The sequence below is a fragment of the Seonamhaeicola sp. ML3 genome (assembly GCF_023273855.1).
Classification (GTDB): Bacteria; Bacteroidota; Bacteroidia; order Flavobacteriales; family Flavobacteriaceae; genus Seonamhaeicola.
The window spans coordinates 68,753-86,820 of record NZ_CP096884.1; the positions used below are offsets into that span (position 1 = coordinate 68,753).

An 18,068-nucleotide genomic window follows, 5' to 3' on the forward strand; every position below is an offset into this window, starting at 1 on the left:
TTAATAAATTATCAATTGTTTCAATTTATAATAGCACTTAATGCTACCCACATGTTTTTTGATGATTGTGTTGGTGTTTTTCCCACAACAATTTTGTACCACTTTAAAGCATCTTCAACATTAGATATTTTACCGCTTAGAACCTCTAAAACCAAAGATTCTAATTGGGTTTTATTTGTACAAAAAACAACTGCTTCTTTTGTAGGCATTGACCTAAAATGAACATATTTGTAATTTTGCCCAATGTCTCTAATTCCTTTTTTTAACTGTGGCTGCTCATAGTTGTAATATATGCAGGGTTTATTATGGGCTACAAAATCAAAAACAGTTGAAGAGCATACGTTGGTTACAAACTCGCTATGCTCACAAACGTTGTAAAGCATTTCTGAATCATCTATGGTGGGCAGCATATCACCTCTATTATCAATTTGATTCCAAAAAGGGTTTAACACCCTTATTACATCCTTATTTTTTTCAAGCACATCATTGTATCTATCAGATATATCAAAAGGGCACTTTCTATAAATTATCCCTAATTGGTTACCTTTTGTATTTAAGCTTTTTACCGCTTTTGCAAGATCTTCTAAATAATGTTGATCTAAAGGAGATGTTGTTCTATCATCTCCAGAAAAACATATGTACTTAGTATTAACATCTAAATTATTATTTCTAAAAAAAGTTTCCCTAGATTGTTTTAGGTTTTTATTGTAATGCATCTCAAATTGAGGAGTTCCTGTAACTATAACTTGTTTCTCTTCAATAAAAGGGTAATACTTTAATACTTCCTCCTTCATTAAGTCACTCCAAACAAAATAATAATCTGTCTCTAAAACTTGCATTGCTTTAGGAACATTATCCCATGACTGAACAAAACAGATTGTTTTTATACCCAAATCTTTGGCAGCAAGTAATGCACTTAATGCTTGTGTATTTCTTTGATTAGTACAAAAAACAATATCAGGTTTATGCTCTTGTAATTGTTGTTTACATAGATGGTACTTGTTATTTTTACGCTCAAACCTTTCAACTTTTCTCTTAAGCCTTTCTAATCCTCTTTTAGAACCAAATAAAGTTATTAGAAACAATATGAATAAACTTTTTAATGTATTTTTTAAGCCTTTAAAATTCAGAGGAAACTTATAAGAGTCATAAACTTCATCCTTAAAATCTTTTCTAGATATATTTAACTCAATACGTTTTCTAGCTCTTGAGTAAATATGTGTTAATGGATGAATAGAACTGCTTTCTATTTTTAGTTCATTATAATTAAATGTTTCTTTTATTGGAAAAGCACAGCTACTCCAATAGGTAATATCATATCCCATTTCATTACCTATTCTATTAAATGAAGAAAATACAAAATTTCTTAAACCACCACCATCTGGAAGAAGTACAAATACTTTTTTAGCACACATAAATAGTTAAAAAAACAATTAATTTTTCTTATACTTTAGTTTGTCTCTCTGCATTTTTTCAATTGGTAAGACATCCACACTTTTATAGTTTAAGGCTTTATATACTGCTTTTAAATCTCTAGTTAATTTTCTTAATCCCATAGGTTCTAATGAGGCAGCATGGTCTGTACCTTTCCAGGTTCTATCTAGTGTATAATGGCGTTCGATAATATTGGTTCCCAATGTATATGCAGCTATATCAACTGCAATACCTAAATGGTGACCTGAGAACCCGATATACTTCAACTTATCTCTATAGTTTTCAAGCAATAACTCAATATCCAACAAACAAACATCTTCAAAAGGTACTGGGTAACCTGATGTACAATTATATAACACTAAATCTTTGTTTCTTCTTTTATTTGTGAATAGATTCACAATTTCATCTATTTCTCCTTTAGTTGTCATGCCTGTTGATACATGGATTTCTCCGGTATAATTATCACATAACCATTCTAATAATTCAAAATTATTGTTACATGCCGATGGAATTTTTAAAAATAATGGATTTAATGATGCTATTTCTTTAGCAGAGGTTAAATCCCAAACTGAAGTAGAATATATAACCCCAATTTCTTCACAATACGCCTTTAGCAAAGTATGATCCTCTAAACTAAACTCTAAATATTCTCTATGTAATCCATACGTTTCTCCATAAGAGTTTGATGGGTTTGGATGTGGTTTGTTGTATTGTTCTTCTGTTAAAAGTTCTTTATTATTTCTTTTTTGAAACTTTACAGCATTTACGTTACAAAATATCTTCGCAACCTTAATTAATTCTTTAGCTATTTGAATATCACCCTTATGATTACATCCTATTTCGGCAATTACGAAAGGTTCATTATACTTTTTCATAAATAAACTTAGTTAAAATCTTTTATTATAATTTAAAATAAAAGTACAGGCTTCTCTAATAGCTCCTAAAGATTCTTTTGATAAAACAACATCTGCATTATGTTTAACTATATTAACTGCATTATTAGGCGTTAAAGACCAACCTACACTGCACATGTTTGCTAAATCATTTACATCATCACCCATATAGGCGATATTACCTATGTTTATATGCTTATCAGACATAAAGTGTTGTAACAATGCATATTTATCTTTAACCCCTAAAAAGGTATTATCAATTTTCAATTTTTTCATTCTTTGTTTAACCAATTCTGAATTCTCTGATGTCATTACCAATACTTCAATACTATTATCTCTTAAAATTTCTAATCCCATACCATCTCTCATGTCGAACTGTTTAGCAAATTCTCCATCTTTAGAGTAAAGCACTGTTCCATCTGTAAATACGCCATCTACATCTAATACAAAATGCGTAATTTTTTTTGTTTCCTTTTGCTTTTTCAATCGGTTAATTAACAAACTCTCTATTATAGACCAATCTGTTTCATTATCTATCTCATATAAAGTTTCTTCTGGCATTTTAACTAAACCTATGTTTCCGCTTACTCTATTCTTAGAATTTATAAATGCCTCTTTGGTAGTAGCATATACAGCACCATTTTCAATAAGTAAACCTTCAAAATCTTGTCTACGTGGTCTGTTAAACACATCATAATTTAAAGGTTTCCCATCTTCATTCCACACAAATCGATGTGTATTAACCACCGTTAAAGCCGAATCATAATCTTCATTTAAAACTAAATCTAGAGTATTGTTTATATCTGATGAAGTAGTTAACGGGGACGTTGCCTGTAACAGGCATAGAACCTGAAAATCATATTGTGTTTCTTCGCAAAACTCTATTAGGGCACTTTCAGTTGATGCTTTATCACTGGCGTTTTCTTCTCCTCTTAAAATTGCCTTTACTTTGTTTGTCCAATTATACTGATTATCGACAAATTTTATTATTTCAGGATCATCAGTAAAAACAAAAACTTCATCAAGACTTGAAAAAATAGCTTCTTTTAAAACCCAAGAAAACAATGACCTACCAACCAATTTCTTCTTGTTCTTATTTTTAATACTTTTCGACCCTTTACGCAGTGGGATACATCCAATTGTTTTCATAAATTATTCGTTAAAACTTTTATTTATAAATAAAGCGTCGGTTTTTGATGCTAAACCATTTTCTGTTATAGTGAAGTCGTAAAATCTAACTAAAGAAAAACCCAATGATTCTAGGTAAGATAAAATTTCGCCTACCGAGGGTTGCCCTATAAAGTTTTTATCGAAAAGGAGTTCTAAAAAAATAAACTGAATTTTATTTTGCATTAACATGCTTTTTGCTCCTTTCAAAATTTTTAACTCAAAACCTTCAGCATCACTTTTTAAAATATGGATTTTATCAACTTTATTCTTACCACAATAAGAATCGATACTAATAACTTTTACATTGTAAGTTTCTTTTAGGCTTGCTTTACCATAAGCTCTGTTTAAAAAAGAATTGATAGCATCCCAAGAATATTCGTTAAATTTTAATTCACCCTCTTTCTCTGCCACTCCCATATTATTAAGCATGATATTTGGTTCTTTACCAAAATCCTTTTCTAATTGGTTGTAACAATATTTACTTGCCTCAAAACCATGGATAATTGAATCAGGAAATATATCTTTAATTTTATTCAAGGTTTGCCCATGATTCATACCAATATCAAAAATTACAGGCGTAGTTTCTTTTATTTGACTCTTACATGCAGAAAAAGAGTTTAGGTTTTGTAATGAATGCTCACTGATTTTAGAAACAAGATAACCTCTTTTTAATAGGTATTTTTTCAAACCTTGTTTTACCTTTTTCATAATAACAACGAATTTAACTTTTGTCTCTCAGACGTTATCTAAACTTAACTTAGAGTTATATTTCCGTTTTAACAACATAAAATATCCTTACTCTACTTTTCAGAACCTCAAAAGGACATAAATTTTATTCAAATTTAAAAAGCATCACCTTTACTTAGTTTTTCTTGCAACCAATCCATAACTCATACCCCTAGCTAATGGATTTCTTAATTCTATTAGAGATTCTGCTCTAGCCTTTAACCAATCTTTTATTGATGCTCTTTTGTCTTTTTTATATTGAATATCAACAATGGCATATTCAATAATCTCAAAGCCTGTCCTTTCTAAAAACTCATATACCACATGTTTCCATGGGGTAAAAACATGGTTTTCTTTAAGATGCTTTTCCTGAAAGGCATAAAGACTACCCCTTATAAACAAACTTAAGGTATTTTTACTAGATTGCGGGTTTGGTGTGGTTAATATTAGAATTCCATTTTGCATCATATGGTTTGAAATATTTTGTAGCCCTAAAAGTGGATTATCTAAATGCTCTAACACCTCTAGAAAAACTACCATACCGGCCTTTTCAGATTGTTTTGGCGCCGGAATATTTAAATTCCAAATTGTTGCTTCATCAATTTTCCTAACATAATCAAAAGGTTGCCATTTTGCTTTAAGTTCTTCTACATGTTCTTGCATATGTCCATAACCAGCCCCAATATCACTAACTATTTTATTAGGGGATTGCGAAATATATTTTTTAAGCATGGCTTTAGCAAACTCTCCTCTATTTTTATAAATTTTAACGTTCTCTTTCACAACTGTTTGATTATATAACACTAAGCTTATTTTGGATTCCAATATAACACAGTTTCTGGAAGCCTTGAGTAATCATTAAATTCTTTTTTTGACAATCTATTAACACTCTTCACTAAACGTGGTGAGTTAATTATAATATCTCCTAATGCTTGTAAAATTGCTAAAAGAGCTTTCGTATCTCCTTTAAATACTTTTGTTTTGATTTGAATCCATAGCGTATAAACAAACCGTTTTGGAATTTGATTAAATGGATAAAACAAAATATACAGATACCAACCCGATCTTAATGAACGTCTTAGTCTAATTTGATAGTCTTTATGGGTTTTTCTACTTTTTACGTCTACCCTATGATGCACTAAAACGTTTGGAGTATAATGTACTTCCCAATCTTTCTTAAACAATTGATATGATGCAAAATCTTCTTCACCATAAAACACAAACCAGTCTGGATAGTTAGGTATATCTTTCCAAGCTTCCAATCTCCACGCATGACCACAACCTACAAAACCTTTAACCCTAGAAATATCCTGAAAGTAATTTAATTTTTCAGGCAATACTTTACCCCAAAAAATTCTGAATGCCATTACAGCACATTTCTTATTTGTGCTAAAATAATTTTCTATATACTCTAGTGTATCTTGAGAAACTAAATGAGCATCATCATCTAAAGTTATGGCATATTTTGCTTTGGTTAAATTAAGCAATCTGTTCCTGCTATGTATCAACCCTTTACTTTTATCATTAACAATTAATTGAATGCAGTTATAATTGGATTTAATGAAATTAGATGTTCCGTCTGAAGAACCATCATCACAAATAATAAACTCAATATCATCATCTTGAACAAAATCAGAAAGATGTTCTAAGGTCTTTTTTAAATCAGGAAGCCGATTTTTTGTTGTTATTAATATTGAGAATTGGGGTTCTTTTAATTTCATATCATACCTTTATAAGAGAGAGCATATGTAATTGTTCAAATAAGGCTAATCTTTTTAATCATATAAAATACTGTCTAGCATTAATTTAAAGTTTTTATCGCTAAAATAATTACCAAAAGGATATACAGGTTCATTCGACTTTAAACGAGCATCGATAAGTTCTTTAAGTTTAGATTTTATTTCTGATACATCATTCATATTTGCAACATATTTCTTGTCTGAAATAACACTTCTCAATTCACTCTTTTCTGGAGATATACACAGCACTGGTTTGTTACATGATGCTATAAAAGAAGCCTTACCAACCAAAATATTACAGTATACAGGGCCATTCTCTAAAATCACCAAAATATCCCTTTCATAAACCTGCTCATTATATGAGTTTGAAAAATCTAAAGTATCATAAATCTTAATATTTTCATGATCTTTATACTTATCCATCAGTTGTTTCGCACCATCTCCTTTTACTCTTAGCACAAATTCTGTCTGTTCTTTATAATTTGAGTTATCGCTTAATAAACTGCCATAAGCCTGTAACATATTTTCAGGATTCCTACCAAACATTAATGCTCCGCTATATGATATACTTATTTTTTTCGATTTCTTAACTACTTGTTCCGTATCAGACAAATTAAAAACAGATACATCAAATTGATGTGGTAACGTATAAAACTTCTTTTTTGAGGCATACAAATTTTGTAAATCATGAGACATATAATTTGCCGTAGTTGCACAGGTTTTTGCCTGATTCACAACCTCTATCATTCGCTTTAACCTAAACAAATCTAATTTTGAGGGCTTTTTGTTATAACCAACATACCAAGCTAAAGGATAAGGGTCATGAAAAACCAGTATTGCTTTTCTTAAAATAGGTAGATTATGAGTAGCCAAAATAGTTTCATGTTCTAAACCAGAGCTAGTCACAAGAATATGGTCATACTTTTCATAATTTATATTTGCTATAATTTTTGCATATTGATTTTGAACATAACGTTCATTTAAAGACTCGTGTAATAACCTCCAATAAAATCTATTTAAAAAAGTTATGTACCCTGGTCTTTTAGTGTTTACAATGTTCTTTACAATGTTATTAACGGGTAATAAATCTAAGTGATCTTCTGTATCTTTAAGTATAAAATACTGTACATCTATCTCAGCATTAGGGTAGGCTTTTCTTAGTTTAGCTAAAAAAGATCTTCTACCGACTCCAGCACTGCTTCCAACAACTCTTAAATCTTGTACTAAAACCAAAAATTTCATTGAATACTCTTTTTAACTTTCACAAATAATGACAAAAACCTCGAGTATTTATTAAAGGATAGGTATAACCAAAATAACTTTCCCCACCTTGAAGGGGTTTTCTTGTTATTCATTTGCACTTTTTCAAGCCTGTTGAATAAAGTATTAACAAACTCCTTTTGATATCCTCTCCCATATTCAATTAATAAATATCTATAAAACTTAAACCAAGCTTCATTTTTTTCTACTGAGTCTTCTTGTCCTGAAATATTTTTATTACTCATCCGAAAATAAACAATAGCATTGTTTATAGTAAAAATATTATTATTACTTGAAAACTCAACTACTGCCAATGTATCACTAGACCATGCCAAAGGAAAATCTTTAAAACCAATACTATCAATTTTTTCTTTTTTAAAAATATATTCGCTCAAAGAGCTTCTGGTTCCTCCCTTAAATTTTCGAATCAAAAAATCTGTAGCATTTTCTAATGGTGGATGTTGATATATCTTAGAAGTTATTTCACCCTTTTCATTAATTACCTGGGTGGCAAACCTAATTACCGAAGCCTCTTCTTTTTTTACTCTATCTAAGTTTTCATAAAAACTAGACACAAAATTAGCTCCTAATGTATCATCATCCCCTAATATTTGCACCCATATTTCATCTTCAACCATTTCTAAACATCTCTCCCATTGCTTTACCAATGATTTTCCACCCAAATTTGCTGAAAACCTATGATATGAAAACGAAAATTGGTCTTTATACTTTTCTAGCAGTTTATCTGGTGGCTCCAGACCAGCGTCATCACCAATATAAACATGAAACCTTTTATCTGTTTGTTGAGATAAAGACATAAGTGTTTCCTCAAAGAAATCATGCTTGTAATATGGAATAACTATAGCCAACATAATTATACCTTTATTTTTTCTTAAACTTTAAAAAAAATGGAAATAACTTTCTAAACACGCCCAATAACCTTATTTGTTTCAATACTTTTCTAATCATTAATCCCGCTTGGTAAGGGTTTGACTCTTTAACCTCACTTAATTTGTTTTTATATTTTTCTTGTTCTCTGTAGTATCTTGAAATCAAAACTTTTGACAACTTTTGATACTCATCTTCATTTAAAAAAGTTTTGAAACAGTCATAAGCTAAAATTTGATCATGATGTAAGCTCTTTGTTTTTGTTCTGCTTTTAGGGTTTTTTCTATATAAAACTAATGGTTCATTTAAGAAAACAGCCTTAGCTCCTTCATTGAATATTTTAACCCAAACAATCCAATCTTCTTGAGCAGTTAAATTTTCAGGAAACCTTACGGTCTGAAATAAAGTAGATTTAAAAAACCCACAATGGATTGGAATTGAAAAGGTATCATTCCATTTATAAAGCAAATTCTCAAAATCAAATTTTACATTTTGCAATTTACAATATGGTTCAAATTCTTTTTTAAAGTCTACCGACACCATATTAAAGTTAGTAATTACCAACCCTTCGTTAGCATTGTTAGAATAGTTTAGGACTTCTAATGAAGATTCTAATTTTCTTTCTTTTAAATAATCATCAGCATCTAAAAATTGTATAAATTGACCCTTTGCTATGTCTAGACCAAAATTTCTAGTTGCACTTACACCACTATTTTCTTTAAAATAATATTGGAACCTTTTGTCTTTTTCAACCCATTCTTTAGCTATGGCTTCAGAATCATCAAAACTTCCATCATTCACAATAATACACTCCCAATTGGTATAAGTTTGATTATAAACCGAGCATAAACTATGGTCTAAAAATTTACCTTGATTATAGCACGGAACTATTATTGAAACTAAATCATTATTCATTCCTTTATGATTTCATTATAAAATTGTCCCCATTGCTCATCAATCAAACTTTGAGAATACTGCTCACTTACAAACCTTGAAGCATTCTCTCCCATATCCTGTAAAACCTTTCTATTTTCATGTAAATATTTCACTTTTTCTACAACTTCATTAACATTAAACTCTTCACAAATAAAACCAGAAATTTCATTCTTTACAGTATACTTAACACCTCCTGAATCAAAAACTATAGCTGACAGTCCACACGCTTGTGCTTCTAAGGTTGCCAACCCTTGGGTTTCTCTTCTACCATTCTCAACAGGTACTGCTAAAAGCAAGTAAATATCATGTTGCCATAATACATCTCTAATTTCACTTGAATTTTTACTTCCTAATAACTTAATATTATTGGTGAGTTTATATTCATTAATTAAAGTTTCTAAGTTCTCTCTTTCCTCTCCCGCTCCAATAATACTTAATCTGGCTTCTATTCTAAGGTTTAACAATTGTTTTACAACCTCAATACAATACTTTTGACCCTTTACATTATCTAATCGACCAACCGTAATTAATTTTATAATGTTAGAATCCTTTTGAGTTGGCTTAGGATAAAAATAAGAGGTATTTACTCCAACCGGTATAACTTTTAATTTATCTTTTGAACATCCTAGACCTTCTATTTTATTTGATAGATACGGTGTATTTGCCGTAATAAATGAGTTGCTTGCAAACAAATCATTGTAATAGCCATTATTATCAATATAACCGTAAAGAGGAAAAAAAGCATCATGACCGTGAAATGTAACAATAACTGCTGGCTTTAAATATTTTATTTTTTTTAGTTTATCTATTGGGGTTGAATTTGTACCATATTGAATATGAAAGATACTTGCTTTATTAAACTTCTTATAAAACACTAATTGATAAAGCCAAGTTAAACTGAATGTTTCTTGTACTCTGTAATACCTAAATATATAATTGATATCACTAATATTCTGAATTAATAACAATATCCATTTTAAACTTCTTATAAATTTATTTTTAGGAATTCTGTAATCTTGAATTATAACTCTTTCCTGCAAATTATACTTTTCAATAAGGCTAATATTTTCTCTTATAAACTTTCTGGTGATAATTTTTATACTAAATCCAAGTTTAATAGCCGTTAAAATTTGTGCCACCAAAAAGGTTTCTGAAATATGCGGAAACTGTGGTATTTTAAAAATAACCTCTTTTGCTTTCTGATTGTAATTTCTTTTCTTGAACACTCTTGAGTTTTTAAGAAATTAAATACCCTATTTTTAATTGCCTCAAACCAAATACTATTATAAAACAGGTTAAAAAGCAAGTAACAGAAACTAATGCAATACTTAATAAAGGATTCATTAAATAAACATTAAAACCTATTAAGTTAAACAACTTAAGCACTAAAGGATGCATAAGAAATATGCCGTAACAGCACTGACTTACGATATTAGAAATTCTATTTACTCTAATATTTGAAGGCTTTATCTTGTTTAAGCTTACAAATACACCATAAGAAACCATAAGAGCATTTAGACTTAAATACTCGTAAAAGAAATCATAGAAACCACCATTTCTGATGGTCATAAAATAGGTGCCTAAAACTGTAATACTTAAGCCTGAAACTATTGCCAATACTGCCATCAACCTACTCTTAGTATTCCAGTTAGTAAGGTAAAACCCTAAAATGAAATAACCTATAAATCCAGAAAAATAAGCAAGATCTATTTTAGGCAAATAATTATTTAAAACAGGTATAGCAGCAAATAAAGTAACCACCCAGACACCCAAAACATACAAAACATTTTTACTCGTAGCATTTTTAATCCATGGTCTTAAAATTGGTGTAAATAAATAAAGACCAAGTAAAACATAAACAAACCATAAATGATACTCACTTCCATAAAATATATCTCTAAAAACCTTTTTTAAATCAAAAATTTCGTTATTAAAAAAATACCTATTTGCAATACTGTAAACTAATGACCATACAAGAAAAGCAGGCAAAATCTTAATAAATCTCTTTTTGAGAAAATCTTTTAGGTTGTAATCTCTATTCAATAACAAAGCACCACTAATCATAAAAAACATTGGTATAGAATACCTGCTAAAACTATCAAAAACATTCGCAACATTCCATTTGAATTGTGAAATCTCTCCGTACTGTACAACTAAAGGTCCTGAAACATGTATTATGATTACTGATATAGTTGAAATAATTCTTAACAATGAAATTCCAAATTGATTTTCAGAGGCAGATATTATTTTTCCTTTCATTGAAATAATGATTTAAATATTTGTCTTCTTTTTATGTTAAGAACCCAAAGAGCGTCATTAAAATCAAGTTTATAAATGGATTTTAACCTCCATTTTTTTGTAATTCCTTTTATGGAATTTGAAAAATACACTTTATAAAATATTTTTCTCTTAATTATTTTTAAAACGCTCTCTAAATCTTTTTGCGAGTATACTTTAGCATTTTTATTTACTTGTTTCAATTCATTAATCCAATTAATAAAACCAGAAAACTCACTCAATTTCAACTCTTTATTTAATAGTAACATTTTAGTGATTAAAGCATCTGAATATAGTTTTGCATTGTACTTTATTTTTTTAAACAAAAACAATTTTATAGCAACATCTCCTTGTTTTTGAATTTCTTTATATACCGCAGACACTTGTGTATTATGTGTTCTATATAAATAGAGTATTTCTTGAATATTATAAAATTTGCATGACCAAGCTATTCTAGACCAAAAATCGTAGTCCTCAACATGTACTTTTTCTTTATTAAAAGAGTATCCTTCAAATGCTTTTCTCTCAAACATAACAGCCCCCATAGTCATTGAGCAATGTATAAGCATATTTGCTACTATTTCATCATGAAATTCTTTATGCTTTATAATTTCTTCCTTATCTCCAAATGTTTTTAACCAACACCCACATACTTTTATGTCTTGGTCATTTTCTAATATAGCTAATTGTTTTTCAAACCTATCTGCTACACTTATATCATCACCATCCATTCTAGCTACATATTTACCTGTAGCTAAACTTAGCCCTAAATTTAAACAATCTATTAGCCCCGTATTGTTATCTTTTTCAACCAATTTAATACGTACATCATCATATTTTTTAATTAGCGCCACACTTTTATCCGTTGAGCCATCATCAATAATTAAAAGTTGAAAATCTGAAAATGTTTGATTCAAAATACTGTCTACAGCTTCATTTATATAACTTTCGTTATTATAAACCGGCATTAATACAGTTATTTTAGGTGCTATCATCTTAGTCAGTAGCAATACTTTGATATGTTTCCTCTAAAATTTGAATGAAATATCTTGAGTTTCTTGATTTCTCAATATCTCTAAATTGAGCATTGGATAGTTTTTCCGCTTCATCTTTATGGGTTAAAATTTTAAAACTTTGATCTACAAATTGATTAAGGTTTTTATAATGTGGATATACAGAATTGAATGCATTATTTGGATTTGGGAAAAAATCCCAACATATTAAAGGTACACCGGTAGTGCAAACATCAAAACCAGCATAACCTGCGGGTCTATCATTATTATACCCTTGAAACCATGACATATCAATATGCTCATTATTAATAGTACTTACTATACTTTCTTGATGGCCTCTAAAAAAAACCTTTTCTTTAATAGCCAAACGCTCAAGAAAAGAAACCACGCCTTCTTTAACAGGATCTCCACTACCAAAAATATGCAGTTCGCAGTTGGGTAATTTATCTAAAAGCAATTGAAAGCTATATAAAAAAGGATCTAAAGGTTTGAAACGATCTAACCTTGTGAAAATGGCTATTTTTTTAACTTCTCCATCAACAAAATTCCATTTATTCTCTTCAGAATTTATTTTTAAAACTAAAGGGAAATAGGTGTGTTTTACATTTTCAAACTGATTAAGTTCAGACTTTAACTCCTCGTCCTTAAAACCAGAAATAAAATGATAATCATATTTAAAATTAAAAGCCTTATAAATATCAGGCTCTTGAAATCTAGCTGTCATTATATGTATTAAACTCTTGATATTTAAACTTTCTGGCAGTGTATGTACAAAATTATATTCTCCCATCCAGTGTATAACATCATATGTGCTTAAAAAATTATAAAATGAGGTTTTCCATTTAGCTTTCTTTTTTTTAAAAGCATTATTTGTTAACTTATGAAATAAGCGCTCAAAAAAACTATGCTTTTCAGAAGTTAGAAATGCATCTATATAACTGATATTGGTTCCTAAATCTAAATGCTTCTTCTCATAGAACCTATTTTTCCAGGTATCTGAAGTTTGATTATCCTTTTCTAAACACAATATTGAAACCTTAAATTTATCTTTATTCAAAGCTGCATCAATCTCATAAGCAAAACGTTCTGCACCAGCTTGATGTAAAGAACCAACAACAAATAAAATATTATGCTTCTGCATTATTAATAATATTAATTATTTCATCTACATCTTCTAAACTCAATTCATAAAATAAAGGTAATCTTAATAATTTATTGGAATATTCATTACTCCAAAACAACTCATCTCCCGAATAAGAATCTTTATAAAATTCGCTTTCATGTAAACTTAAATAATGAAAAACAGCATGGAAATTCTTTTCTTTTAATTGCCCAATACACTTAGCTCTACTTTCTATAGAATCAAAAACTAAGTAAAAAATGTGTGCATTATTGGTAGCATAATCTGGAATATAAGGTAAATTCAACTTGTTTTTAGAACAATTAAGTCCATTATAATACCGATTCCATATTTCCTTTCTCTTATTTTGAATCTTATCCAAACACTCCAATTGCGCCCATAAAAAAGCTGCAACTATTTCAGAAGGCAAAAAAGAAGACCCAATATCTATCCATCCATACTTATCAACCTCACCTCTAAAAAAAGCTGATCTATTTGTACCTTTCTCCCAAATTATTTCTGCACGTTTAGCAAATTGTAAATCATTTATTGCTAACATACCTCCTTCTCCTGAAATAATATTTTTAGTTTCATGAAAAGAAAAAGTAGATAAATGCCCTATAGATCCCAAGGGGTTTTTAACTCCATCTTTACCTGTATAAAAACTGTCAATCGATTGTGCAGCATCTTCTACAACATAAATACCATGAGTATTAGCCAATGCCATAATAGAATCCATATTACAAGCTATTCCTGCATAATGAACTACCACTATAGCCTTAGTTTTTTTTGTAATTAATTTATCAAGTTTACTGACATCTATATTAGGGTTTTCCTCACTTGAGTCAGCAAAAATAATTTTTGCTCCCCTCAAAACGAATGCATTAGCTGTAGATACAAACGTATAAGAGGGCATAATTACCTCATCGCCAGGTTTAATATCTACCAAAATAGCAGCCATTTCTAAAGCATCAGTACATGAGGTTGTTAGTAAACACTTTTTAAAAGAATATCGTTCTTCAAAAAAAGTTTGACATAGTTTGGTATACTTACCATTACCAGATATTTTACCAGATGAAACAGCATCAATAATATACTGTGTTTCATTACCTGTTAAATATGGCTTATTAAACGGAATCATTATCTAATAAATTTAGCTGGGTTACCATAAAAAACTCCACTTCTACTTATAGCTTTTGTAACTACCGCTCCAGCCCCAATTTGAGTTTTTTTAGCAATTTTTAAGTTATCAATTATAGTGCAATTAATCCCTAAAACACATTCTTCTTCTATTGAAACAAACCCTGCAACTGCAACTCTAGGGGATAAAAAACAATGTTCATTAATTATTGAATCATGCGCTATTGAACAGCCTAAATTTAACACAGAATTAAACTTTATTATAGCCTTTTGATCTATTTCACACTTAGGATAAATAATACACCCTTCCTCTATAACCGCGGAAACATCTATCCATGAAGAACTATGTATTATAGTTGCAAAAGGTATTTTTTTATAATAAGTTTTGAATATCTTTTTTCTAACATTTAAATGTTTATACCCAATTCCTATGATAAGTTCATCAAAGTCTCCATTTTTAAATTTCTCTGATACCTCACTTATTTTTCCTAAAACATTAAAATCTCCTATTTTGTTTTTACTTGTAAAATCATCAAAATAAACCACTTTTTGGTAGTGTCCATCTGTAATGGCATAATGAGCTATTTGCTGTCCAAGATGTCCCGCGCCAACAATCGCAAGTGTTTTCATAAAATTAATGCGTTAAGAAATTACTAGAGTTTTCTCCTTCATTAAAAATTAAATCTAGTATAGAAACACCATGTTCAAATGGTGGATATAACTGATTATACTCTTTATATTTTGAATAATCCATCCATTCTAAATTTAAGTTATTATCATTAAATAGGTTTTCATCAATATAACTTTTTGCCGCTGGACCTGATATATAACTTGTTCCCTTAGATTGTTTAATTAAATCAATTAATCTTTCTGTTTTTCCTTCAATTAAATTATAATCTGTAGAAAAACTTAGTTTTGTTTTTATGTTTAAAAAATTACAAATGTTTTCTATGAAAATAAAATTAATTTCTGACAAACTGCTAGTTTTAGAAGCCTGATGATATAGGTCAAAAACAAAATCTTTATGGTTTTTAAAATACTTTGCCTTAGCATAATTAGCTTGCAAAGTTTTTATATGTTTAGTAACCCAATTATTATTTGATATCTGAGTTTGATTGATAGTTTGTGATAATTTCTCTACACGAACTGGTATGGTTATCCAACTAACTCCGGTTGGAGTTTTTATCTTATTTCTATTTCTCCAGTCGTTCTTGGTGTATTGCATTTCATCATAAATAATGAACTCATCTACAGATGCTATCAAATCAAAATACCCTTTCCATGGGATATAGTTTGACTGAAGAATAGCAATCTTTTTCATTAATTATGAGTTATTTATAACTGTCCATGACAAATCAGGTCTTATTAAACCATTAACTTTTCCAAGATAACCTGATTCTCGTTTTACATCCTTAATCTCAAATGATAAAAATTCTGTGTCTTGAAATAATTCTTTCCTTTCTTCAGAATTAATATATAAGTGAATCTGATAAATATTATTATTTAAAAAATTAGCTGGAATTTCACATTTTAGCTCAGTAACCGATTCAAAATTACATTTTAATTTTGAAGCTGAACCAAATACTACATCACCTTTAATAGTTATTAAATCATATCCCACAAAAATCAATGAATTTTCAGTTAGATTCAAAATCTTTAAACGAAAGTCAATTGCCGATGTCACATCTAAAACATCATTAATATTATCAGAAGTAGCATTTTCAATTCCGGCATAAAGAATTTTTATTTTATCATTTCCTAGGGACTCATCAACAGATTCAAAACTTAATATCCTGCTAGAAATTGAACTATTATTTAGATAATTAGAAACAACATCTGTTGGATTACCCTCATCTGTAACAACACCATTTTCTAAACTTATAACTCTAGTGCACAAAGTTTCAATTGCCGCCATATTATGACTCACAAATAAAACAGTTCTTCCCTCTCCCTCGCTAATATCTTTCATTTTACCTATGGCTTTCTTTTGAAACTCTGCATCTCCAACTGCCAAAACTTCATCAATCACCAAAATTTCTGGCTCTAAAAAAGCTGCCACCGCAAAAGCCAATCGAACTGTCATACCACTGGAATACCTCTTAACTGGGGTGTCTATGTAACGTTGACATCCAGAAAATTCAATAATCTCGTCTATTTTAGAACTAATTTCCTTTTTAGTCATTCCTAGGATAGCTCCATTTAGGTAAATATTTTCACGTCCAGTCATCTCTCCATGAAAACCAGTACCCACTTCTAATAAAGAAGCAATACGCCCTTTAGTTTTTATTTCTCCAGTAGTTGGAAGCGTTACTCTTGAAAGAATCTTTAAAAGGGTCGATTTTCCAGCTCCGTTTTTGCCAATAATTCCCAATATCTCCCCTTTGTTAACTTCGAAATTAATATTTCTTAAAGCCCAAACATAATCTGAACTTCCTTTTAAACTCCGGTCATTAGCTTCTCCAATTTTTAAATACGGATCTTCTTTACCTCTAACTTTATGCCACCACCTGTTTAAATCATGACTAATGGTACCTGTTCCTACTAATCCTAAACGGTATTGCTTACTAATATTTTCAGCTTTTAAAATAACGTGGCTCATAACTATACCGTATCTATAAACTGTTTTTCTGTTCTATTAAAAACAATTAAACCTATTAGAAAAACGAAAAGACTCAATAAAAAAGTGTAAATCAATTTTTCCCAACTAAACAACCCAACATTAAGTAACAAATACCTAAATCCTTCAATAATTTGAGTTAAAGGATTATACTCAACAAAAGGCACAACCCAATCTGGAAATTTTAAACGCGCCTCTTCAACTGGATATGGTACTGCCGACAAATACATTAATAATTGTACGCCAAAACTAACTAATACAGTTAAATCTCTGTATTTTGTTGTCATTGCAGATAAAAGCATCCCGAAACCTAACCCTAACAAAGCCATCATTAAAACATAAATAGGAAATATCAAAATTATTGGTTTCAAGTATAAATCATCTCCAGATATCATAAAATAACCGTAAAACCCAAAAAAGATAACTAATTGAATAACAAACTTTAAAAGGTTTGAAAATGTTACAGACATGGGCATTATAGCTCTGGGAAAGTAGACTTTACCAAAAATATTCTGGTTTTTAGTAAATGTATTTGAAGTACCAGTAAGACACTCTTTAAAGTAATTCCATAAAGTGATACCTGCTAGGTTAAACAAAAAAGGATTCACATCTCCTGTCTTTATTTGCCCTAAATTATTAAAAATAAGTGTAAAAATCACAGAAGTAAACAATGGTTGGATGATATACCATAGGGGACCTAAAATTGTTTGCTTGTACAAGGTGATTATATCACGTTTCACAAATAGAAACAATAAGTCTTTATATTCCCAAATTTCGATTAAATTTAGGCTAAACAAACTCTTTTTAGAAGAAATTGTGTAGAGCCAATCCTCAGATTTGTTTTTTTTTACCAAA

At 29.6% G+C, this 18,068-nt stretch carries 18 protein-coding genes; all 18 read right to left on the reverse strand.

From position 1 onward, the window contains the following. Positions 1-20: 20 nt before the first annotated feature. The gene (locus M0214_RS00330) at positions 21-1,415 is read right to left on the reverse strand and encodes a CDP-glycerol glycerophosphotransferase family protein (protein WP_248723492.1); all 1,395 of its coding nucleotides are present in this window, start codon (positions 1,413-1,415) and stop codon (positions 21-23) included. Positions 1,416-1,433: 18 nt separating this feature from the next. Further along, the gene (locus M0214_RS00335; protein WP_248723493.1) at positions 1,434-2,309 is read right to left on the reverse strand and encodes an N-acetylneuraminate synthase family protein; all 876 of its coding nucleotides are present in this window, start codon (positions 2,307-2,309) and stop codon (positions 1,434-1,436) included. Between the two features lie 12 nt (positions 2,310-2,321). After that, entirely contained in the window at positions 2,322-3,476 is a 1,155-nt protein-coding gene (locus M0214_RS00340; RefSeq protein ID WP_248723494.1) for an acylneuraminate cytidylyltransferase, read from the reverse strand. Positions 3,477-3,479: 3 nt separating this feature from the next. Next, a complete protein-coding gene (locus tag M0214_RS00345; RefSeq protein WP_248723495.1) occupies positions 3,480-4,205 on the reverse strand; it encodes an FkbM family methyltransferase in 726 nt (241 codons plus the stop codon). 150 nt (positions 4,206-4,355) lie between these two features. Further along, a complete protein-coding gene (locus M0214_RS00350; RefSeq protein WP_248723496.1) occupies positions 4,356-5,006 on the reverse strand; it encodes a methyltransferase domain-containing protein in 651 nt (216 codons plus the stop codon). Between the two features lie 26 nt (positions 5,007-5,032). Then, positions 5,033-5,944 carry a glycosyltransferase family 2 protein gene (locus tag M0214_RS00355; RefSeq protein ID WP_248723497.1) on the reverse strand — a complete coding sequence of 304 codons (912 nt, stop codon included), beginning with the start codon at positions 5,942-5,944 and terminating at the stop codon, positions 5,033-5,035. A 54-nt stretch (positions 5,945-5,998) separates the two neighbouring features. Beyond that, the gene (locus M0214_RS00360; RefSeq protein WP_248723498.1) at positions 5,999-7,204 is read right to left on the reverse strand and encodes a hypothetical protein; all 1,206 of its coding nucleotides are present in this window, start codon (positions 7,202-7,204) and stop codon (positions 5,999-6,001) included. After that, positions 7,201-8,094: a glycosyltransferase family A protein gene (locus M0214_RS00365; RefSeq protein WP_248723499.1), complete on the reverse strand. Its 894-nt coding sequence runs from the start codon at positions 8,092-8,094 to the stop codon at positions 7,201-7,203. Before M0214_RS00365 ends, M0214_RS00360 begins: the two co-directional genes overlap by 4 nt. A gap of 10 nt (positions 8,095-8,104) precedes the next feature. Then, positions 8,105-9,025, reverse strand: a complete 921-nt coding sequence (locus M0214_RS00370; protein WP_248723500.1) for a glycosyltransferase family A protein — start codon at positions 9,023-9,025, stop codon at positions 8,105-8,107. Further along, positions 9,022-10,272: a glycosyltransferase gene (locus M0214_RS00375; protein WP_248723501.1), complete on the reverse strand. Its 1,251-nt coding sequence runs from the start codon at positions 10,270-10,272 to the stop codon at positions 9,022-9,024. Before M0214_RS00375 ends, M0214_RS00370 begins: the two co-directional genes overlap by 4 nt. Positions 10,273-10,282: 10 nt before the next feature. Continuing rightward, positions 10,283-11,305: an acyltransferase gene (locus M0214_RS00380; RefSeq protein ID WP_248723502.1), complete on the reverse strand. Its 1,023-nt coding sequence runs from the start codon at positions 11,303-11,305 to the stop codon at positions 10,283-10,285. Then, complete coding sequence (locus M0214_RS00385; protein ID WP_248723503.1) at positions 11,302-12,318, reverse strand: glycosyltransferase; 1,017 nt, start codon at positions 12,316-12,318, stop codon at positions 11,302-11,304. The genes M0214_RS00380 and M0214_RS00385 overlap by 4 nt, the downstream gene beginning before the upstream one ends. Position 12,319: 1 nt before the next feature. Next, entirely contained in the window at positions 12,320-13,477 is a 1,158-nt protein-coding gene (locus M0214_RS00390; protein ID WP_248723504.1) for a hypothetical protein, read from the reverse strand. Beyond that, positions 13,464-14,597 carry a dTDP-4-amino-4,6-dideoxygalactose transaminase gene (rffA, locus tag M0214_RS00395; RefSeq protein ID WP_248723505.1) on the reverse strand — a complete coding sequence of 378 codons (1,134 nt, stop codon included), beginning with the start codon at positions 14,595-14,597 and terminating at the stop codon, positions 13,464-13,466. The genes M0214_RS00390 and rffA overlap by 14 nt, the downstream gene beginning before the upstream one ends. After that, the gene (locus tag M0214_RS00400; RefSeq protein ID WP_248723506.1) at positions 14,597-15,226 is read right to left on the reverse strand and encodes an acetyltransferase; all 630 of its coding nucleotides are present in this window, start codon (positions 15,224-15,226) and stop codon (positions 14,597-14,599) included. The genes rffA and M0214_RS00400 overlap by 1 nt, the downstream gene beginning before the upstream one ends. Before the next feature lie 4 nt (positions 15,227-15,230). Further along, positions 15,231-15,917 carry a WbqC family protein gene (locus M0214_RS00405; protein WP_248723507.1) on the reverse strand — a complete coding sequence of 229 codons (687 nt, stop codon included), beginning with the start codon at positions 15,915-15,917 and terminating at the stop codon, positions 15,231-15,233. Positions 15,918-15,920: 3 nt separating this feature from the next. Beyond that, the gene (locus M0214_RS00410; protein WP_248723508.1) at positions 15,921-17,195 is read right to left on the reverse strand and encodes an ABC transporter ATP-binding protein; all 1,275 of its coding nucleotides are present in this window, start codon (positions 17,193-17,195) and stop codon (positions 15,921-15,923) included. Between the two features lie 2 nt (positions 17,196-17,197). Further along, the gene (locus tag M0214_RS00415; protein WP_248723509.1) at positions 17,198-18,067 is read right to left on the reverse strand and encodes an ABC transporter permease; all 870 of its coding nucleotides are present in this window, start codon (positions 18,065-18,067) and stop codon (positions 17,198-17,200) included. Between the last annotated feature and the right edge of the window lies 1 nt (position 18,068).